General features: G+C 38.8%; 24 protein-coding genes, 2 tRNA genes and 1 pseudogene. 13 read left to right on the forward strand and 14 right to left on the reverse strand.

Translation table 11 applies throughout. The features are described from left to right. Positions 1–330: 330 nt before the first annotated feature. Positions 331–459 (forward strand): hypothetical protein, encoded by a 129-nt coding sequence (locus tag MOMA_RS10015; RefSeq protein WP_264622204.1) that lies wholly within the window; start codon positions 331–333, stop codon positions 457–459. 39 nt (positions 460–498) lie between these two features. Here MOMA_RS10015 and MOMA_RS00990 read toward each other — a convergent pair whose 3' ends face one another. From MOMA_RS00990 to MOMA_RS01005, 4 genes are all read right to left on the reverse strand, one after another. Beyond that, entirely contained in the window at positions 499–1,344 is an 846-nt protein-coding gene (locus MOMA_RS00990) for an HNH endonuclease (protein ID WP_009501337.1), read from the reverse strand. Then, positions 1,341–2,033, reverse strand: a complete 693-nt coding sequence (locus tag MOMA_RS00995) for an OmpA family protein (protein ID WP_009501338.1) — start codon at positions 2,031–2,033, stop codon at positions 1,341–1,343. Before MOMA_RS00995 ends, MOMA_RS00990 begins: the two co-directional genes overlap by 4 nt. Further along, entirely contained in the window at positions 2,033–3,718 is a 1,686-nt protein-coding gene (locus tag MOMA_RS09495; protein WP_009501339.1) for a MotA/TolQ/ExbB proton channel family protein, read from the reverse strand. Before MOMA_RS09495 ends, MOMA_RS00995 begins: the two co-directional genes overlap by 1 nt. Before the next feature lie 104 nt (positions 3,719–3,822). After that, entirely contained in the window at positions 3,823–4,737 is a 915-nt protein-coding gene (locus tag MOMA_RS01005) for a DUF808 domain-containing protein (protein WP_009501340.1), read from the reverse strand. A gap of 335 nt (positions 4,738–5,072) precedes the next feature. On the opposite strand from MOMA_RS01005, the gene MOMA_RS01010 reads away from it, so the two are divergent. From MOMA_RS01010 to MOMA_RS01030, 4 genes are all read left to right on the forward strand, one after another. After that, complete coding sequence (locus tag MOMA_RS01010; protein WP_009501341.1) at positions 5,073–5,882, forward strand: DsbC family protein; 810 nt, start codon at positions 5,073–5,075, stop codon at positions 5,880–5,882. 234 nt (positions 5,883–6,116) lie between these two features. Next, positions 6,117–6,440, forward strand: coding sequence for a thioredoxin (gene trxA / locus MOMA_RS01015; RefSeq protein ID WP_009501342.1), 324 nt, complete (start codon positions 6,117–6,119; stop codon positions 6,438–6,440). A 468-nt stretch (positions 6,441–6,908) separates the two neighbouring features. After that, the gene (rho, locus tag MOMA_RS01025; protein WP_009501343.1) at positions 6,909–8,174 is read left to right on the forward strand and encodes a transcription termination factor Rho; all 1,266 of its coding nucleotides are present in this window, start codon (positions 6,909–6,911) and stop codon (positions 8,172–8,174) included. Positions 8,175–8,428: 254 nt separating this feature from the next. Continuing rightward, the gene (locus tag MOMA_RS01030; protein ID WP_009501344.1) at positions 8,429–9,673 is read left to right on the forward strand and encodes a multidrug effflux MFS transporter; all 1,245 of its coding nucleotides are present in this window, start codon (positions 8,429–8,431) and stop codon (positions 9,671–9,673) included. Positions 9,674–9,751: 78 nt separating this feature from the next. Here MOMA_RS01030 and MOMA_RS01035 read toward each other — a convergent pair. The 5 genes and pseudogenes from MOMA_RS01035 to MOMA_RS01050 all read right to left on the reverse strand — a co-directional run bounded on the left by MOMA_RS01035 (position 9,752) and on the right by MOMA_RS01050 (position 14,809). Then, a pseudogene (locus MOMA_RS01035) lies at positions 9,752–11,259 on the reverse strand (DASS family sodium-coupled anion symporter). A gap of 354 nt (positions 11,260–11,613) precedes the next feature. Next, positions 11,614–12,471: a hypothetical protein gene (locus MOMA_RS09500; RefSeq protein ID WP_009501345.1), complete on the reverse strand. Its 858-nt coding sequence runs from the start codon at positions 12,469–12,471 to the stop codon at positions 11,614–11,616. Between the two features lie 11 nt (positions 12,472–12,482). Next, positions 12,483–12,641, reverse strand: a complete 159-nt coding sequence (locus MOMA_RS09845; RefSeq protein ID WP_161600308.1) for a hypothetical protein — start codon at positions 12,639–12,641, stop codon at positions 12,483–12,485. A gap of 254 nt (positions 12,642–12,895) precedes the next feature. Then, positions 12,896–13,744: an archaetidylserine decarboxylase gene (gene asd / locus MOMA_RS01045; RefSeq protein WP_009501347.1), complete on the reverse strand. Its 849-nt coding sequence runs from the start codon at positions 13,742–13,744 to the stop codon at positions 12,896–12,898. Between the two features lie 78 nt (positions 13,745–13,822). Further along, positions 13,823–14,809: a tRNA dihydrouridine synthase gene (locus MOMA_RS01050; protein WP_040624758.1), complete on the reverse strand. Its 987-nt coding sequence runs from the start codon at positions 14,807–14,809 to the stop codon at positions 13,823–13,825. A 140-nt stretch (positions 14,810–14,949) separates the two neighbouring features. Between MOMA_RS01050 and MOMA_RS01055 the strand changes: the two genes are divergently transcribed. Next, positions 14,950–16,425, forward strand: a complete 1,476-nt coding sequence (locus MOMA_RS01055) for an AAA family ATPase (protein ID WP_009501349.1) — start codon at positions 14,950–14,952, stop codon at positions 16,423–16,425. A gap of 187 nt (positions 16,426–16,612) precedes the next feature. Here MOMA_RS01055 and MOMA_RS01060 read toward each other — a convergent pair. Next, positions 16,613–16,688: transfer RNA gene (locus tag MOMA_RS01060), tRNA-Glu, on the reverse strand. A gap of 110 nt (positions 16,689–16,798) precedes the next feature. Then, positions 16,799–16,874, reverse strand: a tRNA-Ala gene (locus MOMA_RS01065). Between the two features lie 195 nt (positions 16,875–17,069). On the opposite strand from MOMA_RS01065, the gene MOMA_RS01070 reads away from it, so the two are divergent. Both MOMA_RS01070 and gltX read left to right on the forward strand, forming a co-directional pair. After that, positions 17,070–17,696, forward strand: coding sequence for a DedA family protein (locus MOMA_RS01070; RefSeq protein WP_009501350.1), 627 nt, complete (start codon positions 17,070–17,072; stop codon positions 17,694–17,696). Positions 17,697–17,785: 89 nt separating this feature from the next. Continuing rightward, complete coding sequence (gene gltX, locus MOMA_RS01075) at positions 17,786–19,303, forward strand: glutamate--tRNA ligase (RefSeq protein WP_009501352.1); 1,518 nt, start codon at positions 17,786–17,788, stop codon at positions 19,301–19,303. Positions 19,304–19,367: 64 nt separating this feature from the next. On the opposite strand, the gene pheS is transcribed toward gltX, so the two are convergent. The 3 genes from pheS to rpmI all read right to left on the reverse strand — a co-directional run bounded on the left by pheS (position 19,368) and on the right by rpmI (position 21,256). After that, a complete protein-coding gene (pheS, locus tag MOMA_RS01080) occupies positions 19,368–20,414 on the reverse strand; it encodes a phenylalanine--tRNA ligase subunit alpha (RefSeq protein ID WP_009501353.1) in 1,047 nt (348 codons plus the stop codon). 249 nt (positions 20,415–20,663) lie between these two features. After that, positions 20,664–21,020, reverse strand: a complete 357-nt coding sequence (gene rplT, locus MOMA_RS01085; protein WP_009501354.1) for a 50S ribosomal protein L20 — start codon at positions 21,018–21,020, stop codon at positions 20,664–20,666. Positions 21,021–21,064: 44 nt separating this feature from the next. Further along, positions 21,065–21,256 carry a 50S ribosomal protein L35 gene (rpmI, locus tag MOMA_RS01090; protein ID WP_009501355.1) on the reverse strand — a complete coding sequence of 64 codons (192 nt, stop codon included), beginning with the start codon at positions 21,254–21,256 and terminating at the stop codon, positions 21,065–21,067. A 385-nt stretch (positions 21,257–21,641) separates the two neighbouring features. Between rpmI and MOMA_RS01095 the strand changes: the two genes are divergently transcribed. The 5 genes from MOMA_RS01095 (at position 21,642) to tatC (ending at position 24,570) form a co-directional block, all read left to right on the forward strand. Beyond that, positions 21,642–22,085 carry an acyl-CoA thioesterase gene (locus MOMA_RS01095; protein WP_009501356.1) on the forward strand — a complete coding sequence of 148 codons (444 nt, stop codon included), beginning with the start codon at positions 21,642–21,644 and terminating at the stop codon, positions 22,083–22,085. 70 nt (positions 22,086–22,155) lie between these two features. Then, positions 22,156–22,983, forward strand: coding sequence for a bifunctional phosphoribosyl-AMP cyclohydrolase/phosphoribosyl-ATP diphosphatase HisIE (gene hisIE, locus MOMA_RS01100; RefSeq protein ID WP_009501357.1), 828 nt, complete (start codon positions 22,156–22,158; stop codon positions 22,981–22,983). 67 nt (positions 22,984–23,050) lie between these two features. Beyond that, the gene (gene tatA / locus MOMA_RS01105) at positions 23,051–23,278 is read left to right on the forward strand and encodes a Sec-independent protein translocase subunit TatA (protein ID WP_009501359.1); all 228 of its coding nucleotides are present in this window, start codon (positions 23,051–23,053) and stop codon (positions 23,276–23,278) included. A 57-nt stretch (positions 23,279–23,335) separates the two neighbouring features. Further along, a complete protein-coding gene (gene tatB / locus MOMA_RS01110; protein WP_009501360.1) occupies positions 23,336–23,785 on the forward strand; it encodes a Sec-independent protein translocase protein TatB in 450 nt (149 codons plus the stop codon). After that, positions 23,782–24,570, forward strand: coding sequence for a twin-arginine translocase subunit TatC (gene tatC / locus MOMA_RS01115; protein WP_009501361.1), 789 nt, complete (start codon positions 23,782–23,784; stop codon positions 24,568–24,570). The genes tatB and tatC overlap by 4 nt, the downstream gene beginning before the upstream one ends. Positions 24,571–24,586: the final 16 nt, after the last annotated feature.

A 24,586-nucleotide genomic window follows, 5' to 3' on the forward strand; every position in this document is an offset into this window, starting at 1 on the left:
AAGCCGTTTATTAACTAAACGGCTTTTTTTATTTAATAATACATCACAATCATTTAACAATATTTATAAAACTTTGATTGTTAGCCAACACTTTTTAACCAATTTGGAGAATGGCAAATTTTGTTCAAATTATCACAGATTGAGTACAAACAGTCTTAAGCTTTTGTTCTCACTTACAACAAATCCATAATTTTAACCGTTCATCGGTTGACACTTGATATAAAAAAATTATAAAATACGCACTGCTTATTTATAGAGCAATGATACAAACTTAATTCTTAAGCAAATGCGTGGAAATAACGTACAATGTTTACAAAAATTGTTAAAAAAATGTTATTCACAACTGTATTGGTGTTAACGTTAGGGTCAGGGTTTATACTCAGTGCTTGTGGGGCAAAAGACGCTTGTTTGGACGCAGGCGGTCATTACAATGAAGAAACCAAAACCTGCGAGCATTAAACCGTTGTCTAAAAGCAATTGTCTAAATCAGCATCTAAATTAGTATCTAAAAATGCCTTGCTGACGACGCAAGTCTTGTAATAACTGCCCATCTTTGTAAGAAACACGCATATGTCCATGACTGGGCTGTTTGCTGTGGCATTCTATGCACAGTGCTTTTAGATTGGCATCTTTATTGTGATGTTTTACGCCGTCAATGTGATGCGTGTGCAATAAACTTTTGTGATTGCTAAGATCAACTTGACACTGTTCACAACGCCAGGCTTGACGTTCGCGGTATCGGTGAGAAATCTCTTCCCAATTATTGGCATAACCTGCTTTGTCTTGTCCAATATTGGCGGGGGTGGTTTTAAAATGCGTGCGATAAGTTTCAAGAAATTCATCTAAGTCAAAGTTATTATAAACTTGAACTTTGTTTTTAGGATAACCTTGATAATTTAAACGTCCAAGGCAGAGTTTACAAACATTTAATCGCACTTCGGCATGCATGGTTTCTCCAGTTTCAGAGTGTCTGCCATACACTGCAAAAATCCCCTCGGTGTTATTGGTAACTTTATAGCGGCCAAAACGCCCCTCTGTTTTCATCTCATCTATCTTTTTACAATCGGTTAAATGATATTTTCTGCCCTCTTTGTTACCAGCAATGACTTTATCAACACCAAAACCCTGATCAGGAATGAACAATAAAACATGATGCCCTTTATAAGTCCAAACATTGCCTTGTAATTCAATGTCTTCAAGCGATATCTCAATACCACTCCGGCTTTTTAGCTGTTTAATGGTAATATCCAGCTCGCTATTCACCATCGGCTCATAATCCACCAAATTTTGGCTTACTTTTAAGGCATTTTGTTGTAATTTATCAAGAATCTCTGCCAAATTCACCGTGCATATTCCTTAGCCAAATTTTGCAATTGTTCATCAGCATTGGTGATAATGCGAAAAGTAACCCGTTTGGATTGTTCTTTATCTTCTTGCTTGTTAATCACAATGGCTTTTGAAGATGACAAACCCACCGAAGCCAAATTTTGTTTAATCCATGGACGATATTGTTCAATGCCACGGATATAATACACATATTGCAACACCGCTCGTGTTCTGTCTTGCGATAAGCGCATATTTTCAAAATACGCCGTATGCTCATCAACGCCTGCTGTCCATTCACTGCTGGTATGCCCTTCGATGCGAATTTCTTGAATGGCGTGTTTGTATTGATAAACCACTTTCATATAGCGTGGAAAAAAATTATTCAGGGTTTGTTGATAACTTGGCTTTAAATTAGATTTGCCCGTTTCAAATAAAATTTCAGGATTTTTAAAAATAAAGGTCAAAGTTTTTGGGTCAATTTCCGCCCCTAAAGTGGGTAAATCTTTTTGAAATTCTTGCATTAAGGCATTATAAATGGCTCGTTGATTTTCTTCATAAGAAATCACCACTTTTTGGGTTTCCAAAATCAATGAAATGGCAATAAAGAAAAACAAAATCATCAGCCCACTCATTAAATCTGAAATGGGTAACCACTGCTCGCCGTCATCTTTTTTATCTGTGATTTTACCTAACAGGGCGTTTAACATTATCTGCCCCCATTTCTGTTAATCACATCATTCATGGCATTCACCAATCTTGCATAATCATCGGTAAATTGACGGGTGATAGAAATGAGTGATTGACCCATGGATTTTAAGGCTTCATTTTGCTGTTGTTGCACGCCTTTGTGGCTTTCGCTTAAGATGCCTTCAATTTTTTCGGCAGTGTCATTCCATGATTGTTCAGAAATTTGTTCAAGGTTATGTTGTATGGTTTGATTGGATTTTTGTTGCTCTTTGACCATATTTTGCAGCGTTTCGCTAAAATTATCTTGCAGCAATTGTAATGAATGAGCAAAATCTTGATGCCAATTTTCAATCATATTTGCCACGGCTTTCACTTGATTGTTGCTGTTTTGCGTCTCTTTGGCAAAAGTTTGGGCGGTGTCTGTTAAAGTATTTTGGACTTCATCAAAGGCGTGGGTTACATAATTGCTTCCTTCTTGCATATTATCTAACATAAGGGCGATATGACTTTGAATTTCCGGCAAACTTTGCACCGCATTTTCACGCATGTCAGAAAATGCTTGTAGGTGATTGGTTAATGCGTTTAGATTGGTTTGGTTTAATTGAATGACGGCGTTTAATTCATTCATGTGATTTGGAATCACACTTGTGGATTGTTCAATATTGGCAACGGAATTTTTAGTCAAATCAATGGCTTTTACCCCCAACTCGTACTGGGCAATCATTTGCTCAATTTGCTGTTTATAATTTTCTTGCCACTGCAATAAATGACCAACCGCTTGATTAAGCTGTTTAAAATTCTCGCCAAATTGCTCGGTGATTTTGTCGTTAAAATCACGAATAACTTGATTAAGCGATTCAATGATTTGTTCGGTAGCGGATTTAGAAAGACTTTCGGTAACTTGGTGCATTTGTTGCCAAAGTTTTCGCTCAAAAACCTGTCTTTCTTCATGATTTTTCTCTGCAATTTCAACCAATACCATCAAGGCTTTGTTCAGCGATTCAGCAATTTTTTCAGTGGCGGATTTGGCAAGATTTTCATTCATCCACTCCATTTGTTGCCAAAGTTTTTGTTCAAAAGCTTGTTTTTCCTGCTGATTTTGCTTTGCAATATTATACAAATACACCAAAGCTTTTGTTTGCTTATCAAAAAGCGTATAATTGGCTTTATGATTATCCGAAAAATCGGCACGCATCAGGCGAATTTGCCCAACCATGCTATTATCACCATCACGCCCGATGGCATTGATAAGTTCGTCTAATTTTTTGACAGTAATTTCGTGTTGGGTTAATATTTTATCGGTGGTATTGGTCTGTTTTATAAACCGCTGGAGCAATTCTTCGGCGTTGATATTATCAACATCTTCGTTTTGATTGTTTTTAAAAATCAAAATAATTTTTAGTAAAATAGATAAAAATATGCCAAGCACACTGGTGATAAAGGCTGTTTGCATGCCACTAATAATCACGTGAATTTGCTCACGAATGTTATTGTCGCTAAAATCAAGCAGTGCAATGACAATACCAAAAAACGTACCAAAAATACCAATGGAAGTTAATATGGCTGGCATGGCATTGGCAAAATCTACCCATGTTTTACTTGCATTGCGCTTGAAAACAATACCAACCGCCCCTAGAAATAAAGCAAGCATAATGATGGTAAATGGCAAGTTATAGCCACTAATCATCGCATCAAATATTTTCATAATCGTTTTTAAAACCTAAACTTGGTTGAAATTTTAGTTAGCATAATTACTTACAAAAACCAACTATTTTAACACATAAAAAATACTAAAAAAACAAATTAATGCTATTTGTTACGCATTTTATTAACAATTGTTACCATACCCACCACGATCAAACCTGCAACCAAACCCGTCAGACCATTTAGCACATTGGTAACCAAACCGTCAAACAGCCCAGACATTTGGCTTAAATATTCAATACCATGATGCAAAAAACCAATACCGTGCGCAATAATACCGCCACCCACCAAAAACATCGCGAGCGTCCCTGCAATGGATAAAAACTGCATAAGTTTTGGAGCAAATGCCAAAATCATACGGCCTATTTTTTGTAAACTTTGGCTTGGTTGTTGCAATAAATATAAACCCAAATCGTCAAGTTTTACAATCCCTGCAACCAAACCATATACCCCCACAGTCATCACCACCGAAACCAAAGCCAATACCATAGCTTTGTTTGGCAAAGAAACCGTCGCCGCCATTGTGCCTAATGAAATGACAATAATTTCTGCTGACAAAATAAAATCCGTACGCACCGCCCCTTTGATTTTGTCTTGCTCCAAAGTGGCCAAATCTACATTTTGTGCATTGGCAAACAAATGTTCATTGGGGTTTTGTGTATCTTCGTTGTGGTGCAAGTTGTGATGTAAAACTTTGTGCAACACTTTTTCAGCACCCTCAAAACACAAAAACAAACCACCAAGCATCAACAAAACCGTTACCAACACAGGTGATAACGCACTGATTAACAATGCCAGTGGCACCAAAATGACTTTATTAATTGCCGAACCTTTTGCCACCGCCCACACCACAGGCAATTCACGATCAGGCTTTACCCCGGTTACTTGATTGGCATTTAACGCCAAATCATCACCCAACACGCCCGCGGTTTTTTTGGCCGCCACCTTAGTCATCACCGACACATCGTCCAAAATCAGTGCAATATCATCTATCAATGTAAGTAAACTTGCTCCAGCCATAACTTTCCCTTAAAACAATTTTTTTCTTAAAACAATTTTCTTTTATACTTGCCAATCAAGGTTAAATTCAACCTATCAGTTTACAAATTTATCAGCAAAAAACAAGCAACAATTTGTATCCAAAACCAACTTTTTTAATCATCATCGGTAAAATTTTAACGATTATCCGCTATTATTTGTAAGAAAATCGCTTTATACTTATACTAATTAGTTATACTTAATACCAATAAGTTCACCAATTCACAAAATATTTTAAAATTAGACCAAAAAGACCGATTTTTTTAAATATTAAACACATAAATATTAAACACAATTGGCCATCATCAGGAACATTTATGTTAAATTTGCCAAAAACCGCTATGATTACCTCGCTGCTTAGCATCATCATGCTAAGTGCTTGCGACAACAGCAATGCCAAACCATCTGAAAAACCAAGCACAACAGAAACCACACCAAAAACCACCATGCCACCACCTGCCAATAACGATGCCAAATTACAACAAACCTTGGCGGATAATTTAGCAAAATCAGGCATTCACGCCAAAGTTTTATCCGTAACACCCACGGCTATGCCAAATATGTTTTGGGTAAAAGCAGAAGGCTTGCCTGCGATTTTTACCGATAGCACAGGGCAATACATCATACAAGGCGAAATTGTCAAAGTTGGCAATACCCAGCCTGAACACATTTCCGCCAGTTTACAAGCCCAAGAAAATCAAGCCACGCTTGCCAGTATTGACAAAAAAGACATGATTATTTTCCCCGCCCAAGGTGAGACAAAAGGGGCAATTTATGTCTTTACCGATGCCGATTGTGGTTATTGTCGCAAATTACACAGCGAAATTGACAAAATTAACGGACTTGGCATTGAAGTTCGCTATTTGCCTTGGCCACGCAGTGAACACACCTTCCCAATTATGGAAAGCATTTGGTGCAACAGTGATCGCCAAAAAGCCATTACCGATGCCAAAAACGGTGCAACCATAAACTCTCCTGCTTGCGATAGCCCAGTACGTCGCATTCACGATCTCGGATTAAGTTTAGGCATCAATGGCACGCCTTCGATTTTCACCGAAAGCGGTCAACAAATCGGCGGTTATCTACCACCAGAACGGTTGCTACAAGCCGTAACTGGATCACATTAACCAAAATTCGGTGATTGTGAATTTAACAAATTTTATCAATTAAATTTGATAAAAAATGCTAAATTTGCTAAATTGATTAATTTTTTAAAACATCATCATTATACATAAAAAGCTTGTAATTCAATAGGACAACCCCTATAATTTTCACAAGCAACCAAATTTTTGATTAAAATTTTTGGTTATTTGATTTTTTAGTTTTTAATGATTTACTAATTTTTTTAAATAGGATTAATTATGTCAAACGTTATCCATGCCGATGAAGGCACTTTTGAACAAGCAGTCTTAAAATCTGATGTTCCTGTATTGGTAGACTTTTGGGCAACTTGGTGCGGTCCTTGCCGTTCTATTGCACCTGTACTAGACGAGTTGTCAACCCAATACGCTGACAAAGTACGCATCGTAAAAGTCGATGTAGACAGCAATCCAAACCTTGCAAGCCAATATGGCATTCGCAGCATTCCAGCACTGTTTATGTTTAACAACGGCGAAAAAGTAGATTCTGTTGCAGGGGCATTGCCAAAACCACATTTGGAAGCTTTTATTAATAAACAATTATGATTTAATAAATCTCCACTGAATTAATAAAATTTATACAGTAGGTCGGATTGTGTCAAACAAAATGCCAATTGGATCTACTGATATTTTAACAGGCATGCTTATTTAACCTATTCTTATTTAACAATGCCAAAAAAATAAAAAATATTGGCAAAAAGTATTGACAAAGATAGTCGTTAACGCTTATCATACTATCGCTAAAATAATTATATTCCTTATAATTATCTGTCTTTTTGAATGTCAAACATTCATTTTCTGTTTTCCTCCATTTTATCGAACATTGGTTATCAATGAATAAACGCGTTGCCAAGTTGCTGCATGGTTTTTTAAACCCACATGGTTTTTTAAAACTGACATGGCTTTTAAAATTCATGCGGTATTGATTTAAGTATTGTTTAACAATATGCGTCGTTTGTTTTTAATCATTAATCATTGTTGTGGTAGTAATTATTCTTAATTGATGAAGTTTTTATGAATTTAACCGAACTAAAACGCAAATCCGTTGCTGAACTTATCCATATTAGTGAGAGTGTGGGTCTTGAAAACATGGCTCGCAATCGCAAACAAGACATTATTTTTGCTATTTTAAAAACCCACGCGCGTAACGGTGAGGCAATTTTTGGTGATGGCGTGCTTGAGATTTTACCTGACGGTTTTGGCTTTTTGCGTTCTGCCGAAGGGTCGTATTTGGCAGGCCCTGATGACATTTATGTAAGCCCCAGTCAAATTCGCCGCTTTAACCTAAAAACAGGGGATACAATTGCAGGCACTATCCGCCCACCAAAGGACTCGGAGCGTTATTTTGCACTGTTAAAGGTAAATGAGATCAATTTTGACACACCGGATCGATCGCGTCATAAATTGATTTTTGAGAACTTAACCCCACTTTTTCCAACCAAACAATTAAAACTAGAACTTGGCAATGGCACAACCGAGGATTTAACAGGGCGGATTATTGATCTGATCGCCCCAATTGGCAAAGGACAGCGTTCTATTATCGTCGCACCGCCAAAAGCAGGTAAAACCGTGTTGCTACAGTCTATTGCTCAATCCATCACGCGCAATAATCCTGAATGTCATTTGATTGTGTTATTGATTGATGAACGCCCAGAGGAAGTTACCGAAATGCAACGTACCGTGCGCGGTGAAGTGGTCGCCTCTACTTTTGATGAGCCGCCTGCTCGTCATGTGCAAGTTGCTGAAATGGTGATTGAAAAAGCCAAACGCTTGGTAGAACACAAGCAAGATGTGGTGATTTTGCTAGACAGCATCACGCGCCTTGCTCGTGCTTATAACACAGTCGTGCCCTCGTCTGGAAAAGTTTTAACAGGTGGCGTAGATGCCAATGCACTAGAACGCCCAAAACGTTTTTTTGGAGCAGCCAGAAATGTAGAAGAAGGCGGAAGCCTAACCATTATTTCTACAGCCTTGATTGACACGGGTTCTAAAATGGACAGCGTGATTTTTGAGGAATTTAAAGGCACGGGCAACCAAGAAATTACCCTTGAACGCGAAATTGCTGAAAAACGCGTCTTCCCTGCCATTAACATCAAAAAATCGGGCACGCGTCGCGAAGAACGCTTGATTGATGAAGCCTTGTTACGCAAGGTGTGGATTTTACGCAAATTATTACACCCAATGGACGAAATCCAAGCCACTGAGTTTTTGTTAGACAAACTCAAAGACTCAAAAACCAACGATGAATTTTTTGAACAAATGACCAAAAAAGACAAATAAACTTACGTTTTATCATGGTTAATTGCCCTGTTAATCCTGATTGTCCGATTAATTTTAAAGCTAAGTTTCAATACTTGGCTTTAATTTTTAACAAAATTGATAAACAAAATTAATAAAATTGCCAAAATCCATAAAATCAAAATCAATAAAATTAGCCACAAAATTAGGCATAATTTCATTATACGTTAATATTAATATTGCATTGCTATTTATACTGTATTGCTATTTTAAAAAATAAACCATAAGTGTCTGCTATGTCAAATCCCACATCAAAATCTGCAAATCCCATACCAACAAACAATGATTATCCTGTTTTTTGGATTATGTTATTAGGGCTTGTTATTGCGGTAGGGCCGTTAACCATTGATACCTATTTGCCTGCACTGCCAAGCATGGCGGAGGATTTTGGTGTTTCTACGGCGTTTATTGCCAATTCTGTGCCTGCATATTTTGTTGGTTTGGTGGTAGGACAATTGTTATACGGGCCATTGTCCGATCGCATCGGACGAATTACACCGCTGTACATTGGCATGACGGTATACATACTGGCATCGGTATTGTGCGCCACAACTGACAATGCGTATGTGCTGTTTATAGCCCGTACGGTGCAAGCATTAGGAGCGTGCGTCGGATCGGTGGTAGCACGTGCTATGATACGCGACAAATTACACCCAACAGAAATGGCAAAAGCATTTTCACTGATGACTCTCGTCATGGGCATCGCTCCAATTTTAGCACCGTCGCTTGGTGCGTTGCTGTTAAAAATTGCCAATTGGCGCATGATTTTTTGGTTTTTGGCAGGATTTGGTGTGCTAAATATCGTCCTAACCAAATTATTTTTGTATGAAACCTTAAGCGAAGATCGGCGCAATCACTTTTCTGTGGCACAATTATTTGTCCAATACGGTGAATTGTTAAAGGATCCGCGTTTTAATTACCCTGCAATTGGAGCAGGCTTGCTTATGGGTTCTATGTTCGTATACATTAGCGCATCGCCTGAACTGATTATGGAGGGTTACGGTGTGAGCGAAACCCATTTTGGCTGGATTTTTGGCATGAATGCAGGCGGGTTTATTGCATTAACTCAAATCAACCAATTTTTAGTAAATCGCTTTAAGTTGGTACAATTATTGCGCTTTGGGGCATTGATTCAAGTCATATCAGCGGGCTGTTTGTTGACACTTGGACTTGTGTTTGGCATAAATGCATGGCTGCCCTTGGTGCTTGCCAGTATCTTTTTTTGTATCGCAGGGCTTGGTTTGACACAGCCTAACGCAGGGGCAATTGCACTCACCTTTCAAAAACATCGCGCAGGCATGGCAAGTGCACTACAAGGTTCGTTAAACTTTGTCGTGGGAATTTTTGGCGGTTTAATGCTAAACTTTTTTCCCATCAATGCGGTGGCAAAATTGGGTTTAACCATGTTTATTTTAATGGGGCTTGGCTGTTATTTGGTATGGCAAATTGATAAAAACCTTGATGTTGTCAATGTAGATTAACCAAATTTACAATTTATACCGCCAATTTTTTGACGGTATTTTTAAAATTATCTAATAAAACAATTAATAGTAAAACAATCAATAAAAACCCAATATTTTCCACCAAACCAGTCCAATACCAAGCCAAAGCACACAGTTAATCACACTAATCACAAAACCTGTTTTCCACCACTCACCCAAGGTTACAAAACCTGAACCAAAAATCACAGGCGCTGTCCCTGTGGCATAATGGGTAATACTCATCATGATATTGCCAGCTGCAGCCAAAATCAGTGCATACAATAAGGGCGGTGCACCTAAGGCAATCCCTACGCCGTAAAAAGCTGCAAACATGGCGGTAACGTGAGCTGTGGTACTGGCAAAGAAATAATGCGTGTACAAATAAATCAAAGTCAAAATCGCACACGCACCAACCCAACCCACACCAAGATAACCAATGCCTGTTTGGATATTTTCGGCAAACCATTTAACAAGCCCCAATTTATCCAAAAAAGTTGCCATCATAATCAATGCTGAAAACCAAACCACTGTATCCCACGCTGACTTTTGTTTTAGTGCATCTTCCCAAGTCAAGCATCTTCCCAAGTCAAAACCCCCGTCAACAACAAGGTTGATAAACCAATAAATGCAGTGGTTGTTGCATCTATTTTAAACGCACTGCCAAAAATCATCGCAGGAATGTTTGCCCACAAAATTAACAACAAAGCAAACACACCAAGCATGATTTTTTCGCCTTTTTGCATCGCTCCTAATTCAAAAAGGTGTTGTTTGGCGTATTCGGTGGCATTGGGGGTTTCTGTTAATTCTGGCGGATACATTTTGTAAATCACCAAAGGCATGATAAACAAACACACAAGCCCAGGCAACAACATCGCCAATGCCCACGTTGTCCAACTAAGCTCCACTTGTTTGCCTGTTACTTCAGCAACCAATTTTACCACCAGTGGGTTGGGTGCGGTCGCTGTGATAAACATGCCTGAGGTGATCGGATTGGCATTATAATTTACCAATGCCAAATACCGTCCAACTTTTGTGCGACTTTCATCATTTGCTCCTTTTGATCCAAGCGACTCAGAAATTGCTTTCATAATTGGGTGAATAATTCCGCCACCACGAGCGGTATTTGACGGCGTGATCGGTGCCAATACCACCTCAGCAATTGCCAATGCATAGCCGATTCCAAGCGTTTTTTTGCCAAAAATTGAAATAAAATAATATCCAATCCGACTGCCAAGCCCAGTTTTACTCAAGCCATACGAAATAATCACTGCAATACCGATTAGCCAAATCAATGAGTTAGAAAAACTGGACAACGCATGTTTTAACGCCTCGCCTGATGGATTGGCGATCATGTTGCCATTTTCACCAATGTCAACGGTAACGCCCGTTACCGCCACCAATGCAATTGCAACGATAGAAATTGCCCCAATTGGCATTGCCTTACCGATAATCGCTGCAATTGTACCAACAAACAACGCCAATAAATGCCACGCCTGCGGTTTCACCCCATCAGGCACAGGAATAACAAACCAAATTAACAGCGTAATGCCAACTGCAATCACAGTAGGCATGGGCTTAAAACCCAAATTTATCTTGTCTTGTGTGTCTGTTTTATTTTGTTTTGTGTGATTTTGTTTTGTGTGATTTGTGTGCATACATCGCCCTTATCTCAAAACTGCTAAAAACTGCTAAAAATTTTAAAATTTAAATTTTGTTATTAATTTTTATTTAAAATAACACTTGAGTTTTAAAAAAATACCGCACTATCTTAGCATTTTTTACCGATTGTAATAAAGAGGTAAAACACAGTTTTTACTAAAAATTTTGGCTAAAAATCTTAAATCAAGGGCATAAATTTTGCCAAATTGGTTGTGATAAAAAACCAAACCTCAAGTGAGATTTGGTTTTTGTAAGGTCTATGTTTTATAACGGTTTTGATGTTAAAACGTAAGCGATGATTGACGCGTGAAAGTTACGCTTTCTTCTTTTCCTTTTACCGTTGCTGTGTGTCTGTTGTTGTCCAACCATACAATATCTACAAACTGACTGGCAGGATCTTTTTGGCTATTGTTCGGATCTTTTTGAAACCGTACTTGTGCTTTTTGTTGGCCGTGGCTATTATAACCACTAGAAATGACACTGATGGTCGTTGGGTATGGATCTTTTTCTATTTTTTCCTCTTTATAATTGCCAGTACAGTCTTGGTTTTTATATTCTCTGGTTATCATTTTATCGGCACTGATGACTGTGTTTGGTTTGTCTGTTTTTTTATACTCAACGACTTCTTGATATGAATCTTGACAACTCATCTTCCAATAACCCACAAGTTTGTCCGCCATATCAACAGCTTCTTTGGAATGAGTAACCTGTTCTGATTGCAAGGTTTTATAAAAATGCTCTTGTGCTTTTTCTTTGGTTTGAACTTTTTGATTGGTATCAAGTTTGGCTTGTAATTTTTGATTAAAATCACTGTCTTTTGATTGTTGTACCAAATCTTTTAAGTCATCTGGTTTAAAACGTTTGGCAACTTTTTCTTCAATTTTGATGCCGTTGTCTGGGTTATTGTCGGTGTCTGCACTTTGTAAAATCTGTAAAATGCGTGTGGACTCTGCTTCTTTTTTGGTTAAATCAGTTGGAGTTATGATGGATTTTGGTTCGGTTTCACCCAATGCCAATTCACCAAGTTTAAAGGTAACTTTGCCATCTGCGGTGTTGTAGTTAAATTCGCCTTTGGCGTTGGTTTTGCCAAGGGATTTGCCTTTTTGTAGTACTTCTAAACCCTCTACTGCACTGTCCAAAAATACGCCAGTTACGACTTTTGGTGTGTTATTATGGGGGGGTTGGCATGATCATGACTTGAATGGCTATTGCTATCACTACCGCCACCACAAGCGGTTAAAGACAAGGCTAAACCTGTAGAAATAGCCAGCCACAGTTTTTTGTAGGTGTGTTTGTGGGTGATGTTCATAATAGATCCTTTTATATGAAATTTGGGTTAAATGATTTACCACGTTTATAGCAGTTGTTTATAGCAGTTGTTTATAGCAGTTGTTTATAACAGTTGTTTATAACAAGCAACTGTTTATAACAGCTTATAACAGCGTGCTTTTTTACAACAGCGTAGGCTTTGCGTTACGTTTTAGTAACAAAAATACTATAACAGATAGCCACCGAACTTTCAACACTTGTATATAAATTTTATACAAAATTAATTAACTTTTATTAAAACCGCTTTGGTGATTGATAACAAATTCCAAGCAATTGCCCCATTTTTACTGCTGTTCCATTGTGCAGGCCTCCTTGCCAAGCTGTGCCTGCTGATTTTGGCAATAGCACAATCGCAGTTGATCCCAAATAAAACCGTCCAAGTTCGTCGCCTTTTTGTAAAGTAAGATTGTGATTTTGAGTTTGGATTTGATCCGTGCGTTTTAGTTTTCCTGTCGCTACAGTTTCAATCCCTGCAACAATCATCGCACCAACCAACACAACGCAAGCTGTGCCAAATTCGGTGTCAAACACACAAACACAACGTTCATTGCGTGCAAACAAATCAGGAATGTTTTCGGCGGTTTCATGATTTACCGAAAACAACTGTCCCGGTATATAAATCGTCTGCACCAATGTACCGCTAAAGGGCATATGCACACGGTGATAATTGGTCGGTGCAAGGTAAATCGTCGCAAAACTACCGTCTTGCATCGCTTTGCCAAGTTTGTGATCGGCTAGCAGTTGTCCAACATCGTAATTTTTGCCTTTGGCTTGTAGGATTTGGTTTTGTTTAATTTGTCCAATTTGCGACACCTTACCATCTGCCGGACATACCACGCCGCCGTCTTTTTGGTCAATCGGACGCACACCGTCTTTGAGTTCACGCGTAAAAAAATCGTTAAAACTTTGATAATCATGCCAATGCTCACGAGCATATTCGTCCAGTTTTATGCCGTAAACTGTGGCAAAACCGCGAATAAAAAAACGCTTGACGGTTGGATTTTTACTGCTGGCTAATTTGCCTGCAAACTCGCTTAACGCTTGTTGTGGCACGATGTTTTGTAAAGTGGTAAATAAACTCATAACATACTCTTTTTTTGACTGTTTAACGGTATTTAAAATTTGCAATATTTTAGCACATAATTATTTTAGCACATAGTTTTAGCACATATTTTGGGTATTAAGTTGCACATTTAACAAATTTAACATCTCATCTAGATTTTTTATGCGTTTGGCCGTTTGCCATAAAATTTTGGCCTGTGGATACCCTTGGGTTAACATCGCAAGCCACTGTTTATAACGTGCAACCATCATGTTGTCGCTTTTGGCATTGCCACGCAAAAAGTCAATTTGTAACCTTAATAAATCTTGCCAAGTTAAATTTTTGTAATGATTGTCTTTAATTTTGTTTACCAAATCTGGATAGGTAACCGCCCCACGTCCAAGCATCAAATGCAAAGTACCGGCTTGCCTGCGACAACAACAGGCTTGCTCCAACGTCCAAATCTCACCATTGGCAATGACAGGTATGGATAATTTTTGGCTTAATGGTGCAATCAGATCCCAATAAGCGGGCGGTTTGTAGCCTTGGGTTTTGGTGCGAGCGTGAACGGTAAGCCAGTTTGCTTTGGCAGCTTGTATTGCATCGCCAATTTCTTCGGTTAAACTTGTGTCTTCATAACCCAAACGGATTTTTGCCGAAACAGGAATGTGCGTTGGCACGGCTTGACGCACAGCATGAACAATTTGGTAAACGGTATCAGGCTCGGTCAATAATACCGAACCACCCCGATGATTGTTAACGGTTTTTGCAGGACAACCAAAATTTAAATCAATAGCAGGAGCGTTTAATTCACAGGCTTTAGCAGCGTTATCAGCCATAAGGTGGGGATTGCTTCCAAGCAATTGAACATGCACAGGCGTACCGTGTATGGTTTTACCTTGAAACTCGCCTTCATGCTTAAGTTCAGGAATATGTTTGTAAAAAACGTGGGCGGGCAAAACCGTTTGGGTAACGCGGATAAATTCGCTAACGCTCCAATCATACTTGCCAATGGAGGTCAAAACCGATCGCATCACAGGATCGGTTAAGCCCTCCATCGGAGCTAAGATAATTTGTGGCGTGGAAAAATCAGGTCTATGTGGCATATTTTAGCAAATCAAAAACAAATCAAAAAAAATAAATCAAAAATAAAAACAATTATAGCATTTTTTTGAAATTACCATAACTGTGATATAATAAGCCACGACAATCTTTTCACTCTAAATCACGGAAAATCTCAATTATAATGACGAATTACACACCAACCGATGAACAACAAGAGGCCTTAAATATCGCCTTAACACGCCAATCTTTTAAAATTGTTGCTTATGCAGGCGCCGGAAAAACCAGTACCTTAAAACTGATAGGTGATAATCTACGCGGAAGTGGCATGTATTTGGCATTTAATAAAGCCATTGCCAATGAAGCAGCACAAAAATTTTCCGATAATGTTAATTGTCGCACCTTTCACTCACTTGCCTTTCGCCACAGCGATCGCAAAATTACCGCAAAATTACAATTGCCCAGATTTTCACCACAGCGCCTGGCTTATGATTTAGGCATCATTCCCATTCAAGTCAAACGCCAAACCGAGGGCAAAAGCCAATTTATCACCTTAAGTGCCGAACGCCAAGCCACATTTGTTGCCGATGCAGTCAGTCATTTTTGCAGCACGCACGCAAGCTATCCTGCACCGCGTCATTTACCCTTGCCTGATTGGCTATCACCAAGCGATGCCGAAAGTTTGCGCGATACGCTATATCCGTTTGTAGAAAAACGTTGGCTACAATCCATTGATCCATATCACAATGCAGGCATTGGACACGATATTTATCTAAAACTTTGGGCGTTGTCCGATCCGATCATTCCGGCGGATTTTATTTTGTTTGACGAAGCCCAAGATGCCGATCCGCTTATGATGGGAATTTTAAAAAACCAACCATGTCAAGTGATTTTTGTCGGTGATGCCCACCAACAAATCTACGAATGGCGAGGTGCGATCAATGCAATAAAAAACTTACCATTGCCACAGACCTTACTCACACAATCGTTTCGTTTTGGTGAAGAAATTGCCAATGTTGCCAATGTTTTTTTAACCGCCCTACAAGAAAAAGTACCTCTGCGTGGTAACCCAAATATCCAGTCAAAACTTAGCAAAAGTTTGGTAACCGATCAAAAAGATGCAATTTTATGCCGAACCAATGCAGGCGCTATGGTAAAATTATTAACAGGTTTAAAAAGAGGGCATAAAGTTGCCTTGCAAGCAGATACCGATCGAATGTTAAAATTTAACCAATCCGCCGAACGCTTAAAAAAAGGACAACCTGCGTTTGGTGTGCCAGAACTTGCCTATTTTCGCAACTGGCATGAAGTACAAAGCTATGCCGAAACCAATGAAGGCAGTGATTTTAAAACCTTCGTCAAACTGGTAGACGAGTACAGCACACAGACCATCGAGCGAGCCATTCACAGCCTAACTCCGCCAAGCCAAGCCGACTACATCATCTCAACCGCCCACAAAGCCAAAGGTTTAGAGTGGATGCGCGTACAAATTGATGATGATTTTCATTACGATCTGAACAACCAGGTTGTCAAAATAACCCCAGAAGAATTACGCTTATTATACGTTGCTTGTACGCGTGCCAAACTTGATTTGGATATATTTCATATCCAAGATTTGGTAAACGCATTACAACGTGGCAACAAAGTGATATATGAATAAAGTGATATATGAATAAAATAACTTATCACCAAATCTAAATAATTTGCACAATATAATTTGCACAATATAATTTGCACAATATAATTTGCACAATAAAAAAACCACTTAATTACAAAAGTGGTTTTTATGGTTAATTGCTTTAATAAGTTTCAATTTTTGGTAAGCTTAAGCAATTTTTGGTAATTTGTGGCGTCCCCACGGGGATTCGAACCCCGGTTACCGCCGTGAAAGGGCGATGTCCTAGGCCTCTAGACGATGGGGACGCAAGATGAGATTGCCTAGGTTAACATGTTTATATTGATAATTTTTATATGGATAAATCACTTTATAAAAAAATCACTTTATAAAAACATGTCGTTAACCATTTACAAAATGGTGGAGCTAAGCGGAGTCGAACCGCTGACCCCTTGCATGCCATGCAAGTGCTCTACCAACTGAGCTATAGCCCCTTTTTGTAAAAAGTTGGCGTATTTTAATCAAAGTTACTTAACTTGTCAACCAACTTGTTCATATTTTTTGCAATTTTTATGAAAAATCAGCGTTTTAAGTTGGTTTTTTACAAAAATCGACTATAATGTGGCAATTTTCCCATTTAAACCGATTGATTTTAAACCGATCAACATACAGGACATACAGGAATTTTCATGCCACTGATTGATTTTATCTTACATATTGGCGAGCATTTACAAGATCTGGTTAACAATTATGGCAACTGGATTTATGCAATTTTGTTTTTGATTGTGTTTTGTGAAACTGGACTTGTGATTATGCCTTTTTTGCCCGGGGATTCTATGCTATTTGCAGCAGGGGCAATTGCGGCCGTCGGTGAGATGAATGTGTGGCTCCTAATGGTTTTGTTAATCATAGCGGCCGTGCTTGGTGATTTTGTTAATTTTGAAATTGGCAAACATTTTGGCAAAAAACTGTTTCTTAACCCCAACTCCAAAATTTTTAAACCAGCTTATCTACAAAAAACCCACGATTATTATGCCAAATATGGCGGTCGTACAATCATTATCGCCCGTTTTATTCCAATTGTACGTACTTTTGCACCGTTTGTCGGCGGTATGGGTAATATGCCCTATGCTCAATTTGTACGTTATAATGTGATCGGAGCGGTGATTTGGGTGGTGCTATTTACCCTGCTTGGTTATTTTTTTGGACAATTGAGTTTTGTTAAAGAACATTTTTCTTGGATTATGATTGGCATTATTGTCGTGTCGGTTATACCCATGCTAATTGAAATTATCCGTCATCATCAGTTAAAATAAGCAAAACTGGCTGATTTGTAAAATAAGCTGATTAACGCAACAAAATCGCTTATAATAAGGCTTTACCATTTAAAACTTTTGAGACAATCATGAAACAACCTTTTCGCAAAATCCGCACCCGTATCGCCCCAAGTCCAACGGGTTTTCCGCATGTTGGTACAGCTTACATTGCCCTGTTTAATCTTTGTTTTGCCAAGGCTTTTGGTGGAGAATTTATCCTACGCATAGAAGACACCGATCAAACACGCTCGACAGCAGAATCTGAAACAATGATTTTAGACAGCCTAAAGTGGCTTGGTTTAAACTGGTCTGAAGGGCCTGATATCGGTGGCCCATACGCACCTTATCGCCAATCTGAACGCATGGATATTTACAAAAAATACGCCGTGGAATTGGTTGAAAAAGGGCATGCGTTTTACTGCTTTGCCACCCCAGAAGAGCTTGATGTCATGCGCAACGAACAACAAGCAAGAGGTGAAACACCAAAATATGACGGTCGCGGCTTGTTGTTGTCAAAAGCAGAGATTCAAGAAAAATTAGCAAATAATACACCTTATGTTATCCGTATGAAAATACCAACCGAAGGTGTGTGCCAATTTCACGATATGCTTCGCGGTGATGTAGAAATTCCATGGTCGCAAGTTGACATGCAGATTTTGTTAAAGGCAGATGGTTTGCCAACGTATCACCTTGCCAATGTTGTAGACGATCACCTTATGCAAATTTCTCACGTTATCCGTGGCGAGGAGTGGATTTCCTCTGCACCAAAACATCAGTTGCTTTACCAGTACTTTGAATGGGAAATGCCAATACTATGCCACATGCCACTGCTTCGAAACCCTGATAAATCCAAACTGTCAAAACGCAAAAACCCAACTTCCATCAATTATTATAAAGACATAGGCGTATTGCCCAAGGCACTTTTAAATTATCTTGGACGCATGGGGTGGTCAATGCCCGATGAACGTGAAAAATTTACCCTCGATGAGATGATTGAACATTTTGACATTCAACGCGTGTCGCTCGGCGGGCCAATTTTTGACGTAGAAAAACTGTTTTGGCTAAATGGCCAATACATTAAAGCAATGACACCAAGCGATCTGCTAGATACCATTTTATCGTGGCAAAACAATCGCGAAAAACTAGAAAACATCACCAAAGCCATACAGCCACGCATTAACATTTTATCTGAAGCGGTTGATTGGACGGCGTTTTATTTTAACCACATGCCAACCATCACGATCGATCAATTTAACAACAAAAAAATGACCACAGAACAAGTACGCCAAAGCCTACAATTTGCTATTTGGCGACTTGAAAGCCTAACCGCTTGGAATGACGCCAGCGTAAGCCAGACATTAATGGATTTGGCAAATCAGATGGGAATAAAGTTGCGTGATTTTATGCCAACATTTTTTGTTGCAATTGCAGGCAACACAAGCTCTACACCTGTTATGCAATCCATGGTAACACTTGGTGCGGATTTAACGTTTGCTCGCCTGCGTCATGCTTTGAGTGTCGTTGGTGAACCCTCCAAAAAAGAATTAAAAGCGTGGGAAAAATTAAACATTGAATTAAAAAATCCGCCACATACCGTCCAATGTTAAATTCATAACCATAAAACCACAAAAAAGCCCATCAGATCGTGGGCTTTTTGTTTAACGCTTTTGGTTAGCCAAATTGCTTTAAAAAACGCACATCGTTTTGGAAAAATAAACGCAAATCATTAACGCCATAATACAACATAGCAAAACGCTCAATCCCCATACCAAAAGCAAAACCTTGGTATTTTTGTGAATCGATGCCACAGTTTTGCAGCACTTTTGGGTGTACCATGCCACAGCCCATCACCTCAAGCCATTTGCCATTTTCCGCCAAAATATCCACCTCAGCAGACGGTTCTGTAAACGGAAAATAACTTGGACGAAAACGCACTGTCAACTTTTTGGCAAAAAACGCTTGCAAAAATTCATGAATCAGCCCTTTTAATTCGGCAAAATTGGTCTTTTCACCAATATATAAACCCTCCAACTGATGAAACATTGGTGAATGCGTTTGATCGCTATCACAGCGGTATACACGCCCAGGACAGATGATGCGAATTGGCAAATTGCCCCGCTCCATGGTGCGAATTTGCACAGAACTTGTATGGGTGCGAAGCAAATATTGTGCATCAAAATAAAAAGTATCATGCATAGCACGAGCAGGGTGAGTTTTGGGAATGTTAAGCGCTTCAAAATTATAATAATCACGCTCCACTTCAGGGCCAGTTGCCACTTCAAAACCCGCTTGGCAAAAAAATGCTTGCATACGGTTTGCAATTAAGCTAATTGGGTGTAAATTGCCTTTGTCTTGTCCACGAGCAGGAAGTGTGATGTCAATGGTTTGGGCTTGAAGTTTGGCATCTAAAGCCTTAGCCTCCAGCGTGTTTTGGGCGGTTTGCAAGCTGTTATTTAGCGTGGTTCGTATGCCATGCAGATAACCGCCCACAGTTTTTTTATCATCATTTGACAAACTGCCAAGCTGTTTTGACCATACTGTTAAATGGCTTTTTTTACCCATCAAATTTACGCGCACCGCTTGCAGGGCTTGGATATCGGTTGTCCCACCAATCAAATCCTGTGCCAAACGCGTAAAACACGCAAAATCATCGGCTTGCAAGGTTGGTAAATCGGTGCTAAAACCGTTTAATTGTTCATACAAAACATTGTCAGTCATAATCAATCCAAAAACAATCCAAAAACCATCTTAGCCATAAAAACCGGTTCAGTAAAACCAGTTAAGCAAAAAAGTTTACATAAAATATCGGCTATAAAAATGTTTTATTTTAAAGGATTTTTACAAAATTTACAAAAGCAAAATTTATAAAACAAAAAAATTTATAAAAATCGGTATAAAAAATCGGTATAAAAAAGCCACCAAGTCAAAAACCTGATGGCTTTTTAATCAAAGTTTTGATAAAATCAATCAAGCAAGGGCTTGCTTGGCTTTTTCAGTCAAAGCGGTGAATGCTTTTGCATCATGCATTGCAATATCAGCCAATACACGGCGGTCAATCTCAATGCTTGCTTTTTTCAAGCCATTGATAAGACGGCTGTAGCTTAAACCATTTAGGCGAGCACCTGCATTGATACGTGCAATCCATAAACGACGGAATGAACGTTTTTTGTTGCGACGATCACGATACGCATACTGGCCAGCTTTCATTACTGCTTGCACAGCAACACGGAATACACGCGAACGAGCACCATAGTAGCCTTTTGCACGAGCCAATACTTTTTTATGACGGCGATTTGCCTGAACACCACGTTTTACACGAGCCATAATTTTCTCCTAATTATTTTTGAAATAAACTTAAATCCAAGCCTTTATAGATAAGGACACATACGACGCACACGAGCTTCATCAGAAACGTGTACCAATTTGCATCCACGCAACTGACGGATACGTTTAGGAGATTTTTTGGTCAAAATATGGCGTTTAAATGCTTGCTTGCGTTTGATGCCATTGGCAGTTTTTTTGAAACGTTTGGCAGCACCACGACGAGTTTTTAATTTCATAAGAAGCCTCTTGTTCGCTTAAATTACTTTAAGTATAAATACCTTTTCGTCAATTTCAATAAAAAAATTGCCTGAAGGTGGGAGGTGATATTTTACCAAAATTTAACATTTTAGCAAGTGTTTTTTATTGGCAATTTAATTTCAGTTTAAAAATTCATACATAAAAACAATTAATAAAAATAATTAATAAAATAAAGTTTATTTTTTTAATTAACATTAGGTAATTGACAAAAAATAATGTATAATCCTTTTTGGATAATCGGTTGTTTTTTTGGATAATTGGCAGATTTTTACATATAATTACAGGTAATTACAGACAATTACCCTACGAAACATTAGGTTACCTTGCCAGTTTTACCAAAATTTATCAAATTGGAGTAACGTTGTGTCTAATTTAGAAAACGAATTTGGTGCAGAAAGTTTTGTATTTGAAACTGTGATGCGTGTGCGTCATACCGAGATTGGCATTGGGCAACATTTAACCATTGATGCGATGGTGGCATTGCTTGCAGAGGTGCGTGCCAGATTTTTGTTTTCCAAAGGGATTAAAGAGATTAATGCCGAATATCAAGGTTTTGTTATCACCGATGTGGCAACGCATTTTATCAGCCGTGCCAAAGCCCGTGAAGAGCTGTTGTTTGAAGTTGGGGTACAAAATTTAACCGAACGTGGCGGTGATTTTATTTTTAAAGTAACCAGAATGTATGACGGATCGGACGTTGCGCGAGCAGTCATGGGTTTTGTGGCGTACGATTATCGTTTAAACCAAGAAATTCCACTAACAGGGGCGTTGCGTAATGCGGTGGAAGCAAAAGAATTTGAACTTTAAGATTGGCTTAAAACTTAAGTAACAAAAAACTTAAGTCATAAAAACTTAAGTCATAAAAAATAGGTAACAAATGGACTGGTTAAACGCAATAAAATTTGATAAAAACGGACTGATCCCTGCCATTGCCCAAGATCACGCCACAGGACAGATTTTGATGATGGCATGGATGAACCGCGAAGCATTGATCTTAACCGCCACAAGCAAGCAAGCGGTGTATTTTTCCAGATCGCGGAATAAACTTTGGCATAAAGGTGAAAGTTCAGGGCATTTTCAACAGGTACACGCCATTCGTTTAGATTGCGACTCTGATGTGATTGTGTTAAGCGTTACCCAAATTGGTGCAATTGCTTGTCATACTGGTCGCACGTCGTGCTTTTATCAATTGTTAATCAATGAACAAGACAAATTTCATTGGCAAATTACCGATCCTGTCAAAAAAGATCCAAGTGCTATTTATAACACAGATCAATCATTACCCACGAATAACAACACCTTGCCAAATCAACACACGATCCAAACAGATCAAACCGCTGACACCAAACAATCAGCACACTTAGAACAAACAATCTTAGAAAAATTAGACACGGTATTAAACGAACGCAAACAAGCCGATGCAAACCACTCTTACGCTGCCAGTTTATACCAAAAAGGACTAAACAAAATTTTAGAAAAAGTGGGCGAAGAAGCCACAGAAACCATCATTGCCGCCAAAGAATTACAAGCCCATACCAATGATGACAACCGCCACAACTTAATTTATGAAATTGCCGATGTTTGGTTTCACACCATGGTGGTTTTAGCTTGGTTTAACATTCCCATCACCGCAGTTACCGATGAGTTGGCACGGCGTTTTGGCTTGTCAGGCATTGATGAAAAAAACGCACGCAGTCAAGCGTGATTTGTTAAACATGTTGTTATGATTTTATGTTATAATGCCAATTTTAATGCAAGCAAAGGAATAACTTATGGGTAGTTTTTCTGTCACACATTGGTTGATTTTTTTAGCGGTGGTCGTCGTGATATTTGGCACATCAAAACTTAAAAACGCAGGCAAAGACTTAGGAGCGGCAGTCAAGGGTTTTAAAGATGCAGTGCGTGATGAAAATCAAGCCCAAATTCAAGACAACCAAAACCGTGTTATTGAACATGCCAACACCACCACAATCAACCATGACAAAAACAATGTTTCATAAAAACAATGTTTTATGTTACTAACAAAAAACTTTACCTGATTTTGACAAGACCATCAAATGTTTGACCTTGGTTTTTCTGAACTGCTGTTGTTTGGCATTATCGCTTTAATCGTTCTTGGACCAGAAAAAATGCCCCATGCAGTACGCAAAGCAGGGCGAGCGTATGCCAAATTTCGCCGTCATATCGCCACTATCCAACGCGAAATTGAAAATGAGTTGGATTTGGCAGAAACACGTCAACAAATGCAAGATGAACTTGCCAAAATCCGTAAAGCCGAAGCGGATATGAAACGTGAAATGGATCAGCTAAAATCCAGTTTTCAAGCATTGCAACAACACAGCATACATGAAAAACCCAACACAAATGACACAAAACCCATGTTAAATCAATGGTTTATTCTTAGTGATTACGATAAAAACCGGCGGTGGCCAAACGCCCCATTGTTGCCAAATTACCAAGCCGATCGCTTGCTCAATCACTTACCAAGCACAACGAACAAGCTATGAATCACACCGAACAACCAAACGATTCAAATTTAGAAAATCAGCTGTCTGATATGCCACTCACTCAACATTTGATTGAATTGCGCAGACATTTTATCCGTATGTTTGTGGTGGTTTTGGTGATTTTTTTGGCCTTGGTGGGGTTTGCCAGAGAAATTTACGATATTTTTTCAACCCCACTCGTCGCTTTATTGCCAAGCAATTCTAACATCATTGCTACTGACATCACCTCATCGTTTTTAGCACCCATCAAACTCACCCTGTATGTGTCAATATTTTTGGCAATGCCATATATTTTATACCAAATTTGGTCATTCGTTGCCCCCGGACTTTACAAGCACGAAAAAAAAATTGCTCTACCACTGTTATTGTCATCTGTGGTTTTATTTTATATGGGACTTGCGTTCGCTTATTATGTTGTATTAAACAGTGTCTTAAGTTTTTTTATTCAATTTTCCCCTGATAATGTATTGCCAATGACTGACATTGACAGCTATTTAAACTTTGTGTTAAAGCTGTTTTTGGTATTTGGAGCAACCTTTGAAATTCCTGTGTTAACCCTTTTACTGGTGCTTGTTGGCATTGTATCGGTTCAGTCGCTTGCCGATAAACGCCGTTATATCATTGTGGCGTGTTTTGGTGTATCAGCAATTGTTACGCCACCTGATGGGTTGTCTATGATTTTGTTGGCAATTCCAATGTGGCTCTTATTTGAATTTGGACTGATTTTGGCAAAAGTATTGGTAAAACAAAAAAATAGCAATGTCGGTAACGAAAACAACCGGTAACTTTTTGTTTTTGGTT

It is taken from the genome of Moraxella macacae 0408225, assembly GCF_000320365.1.
In the GTDB taxonomy this organism is placed as follows: Bacteria; Pseudomonadota; Gammaproteobacteria; order Pseudomonadales; family Moraxellaceae; genus Faucicola; species Faucicola macacae.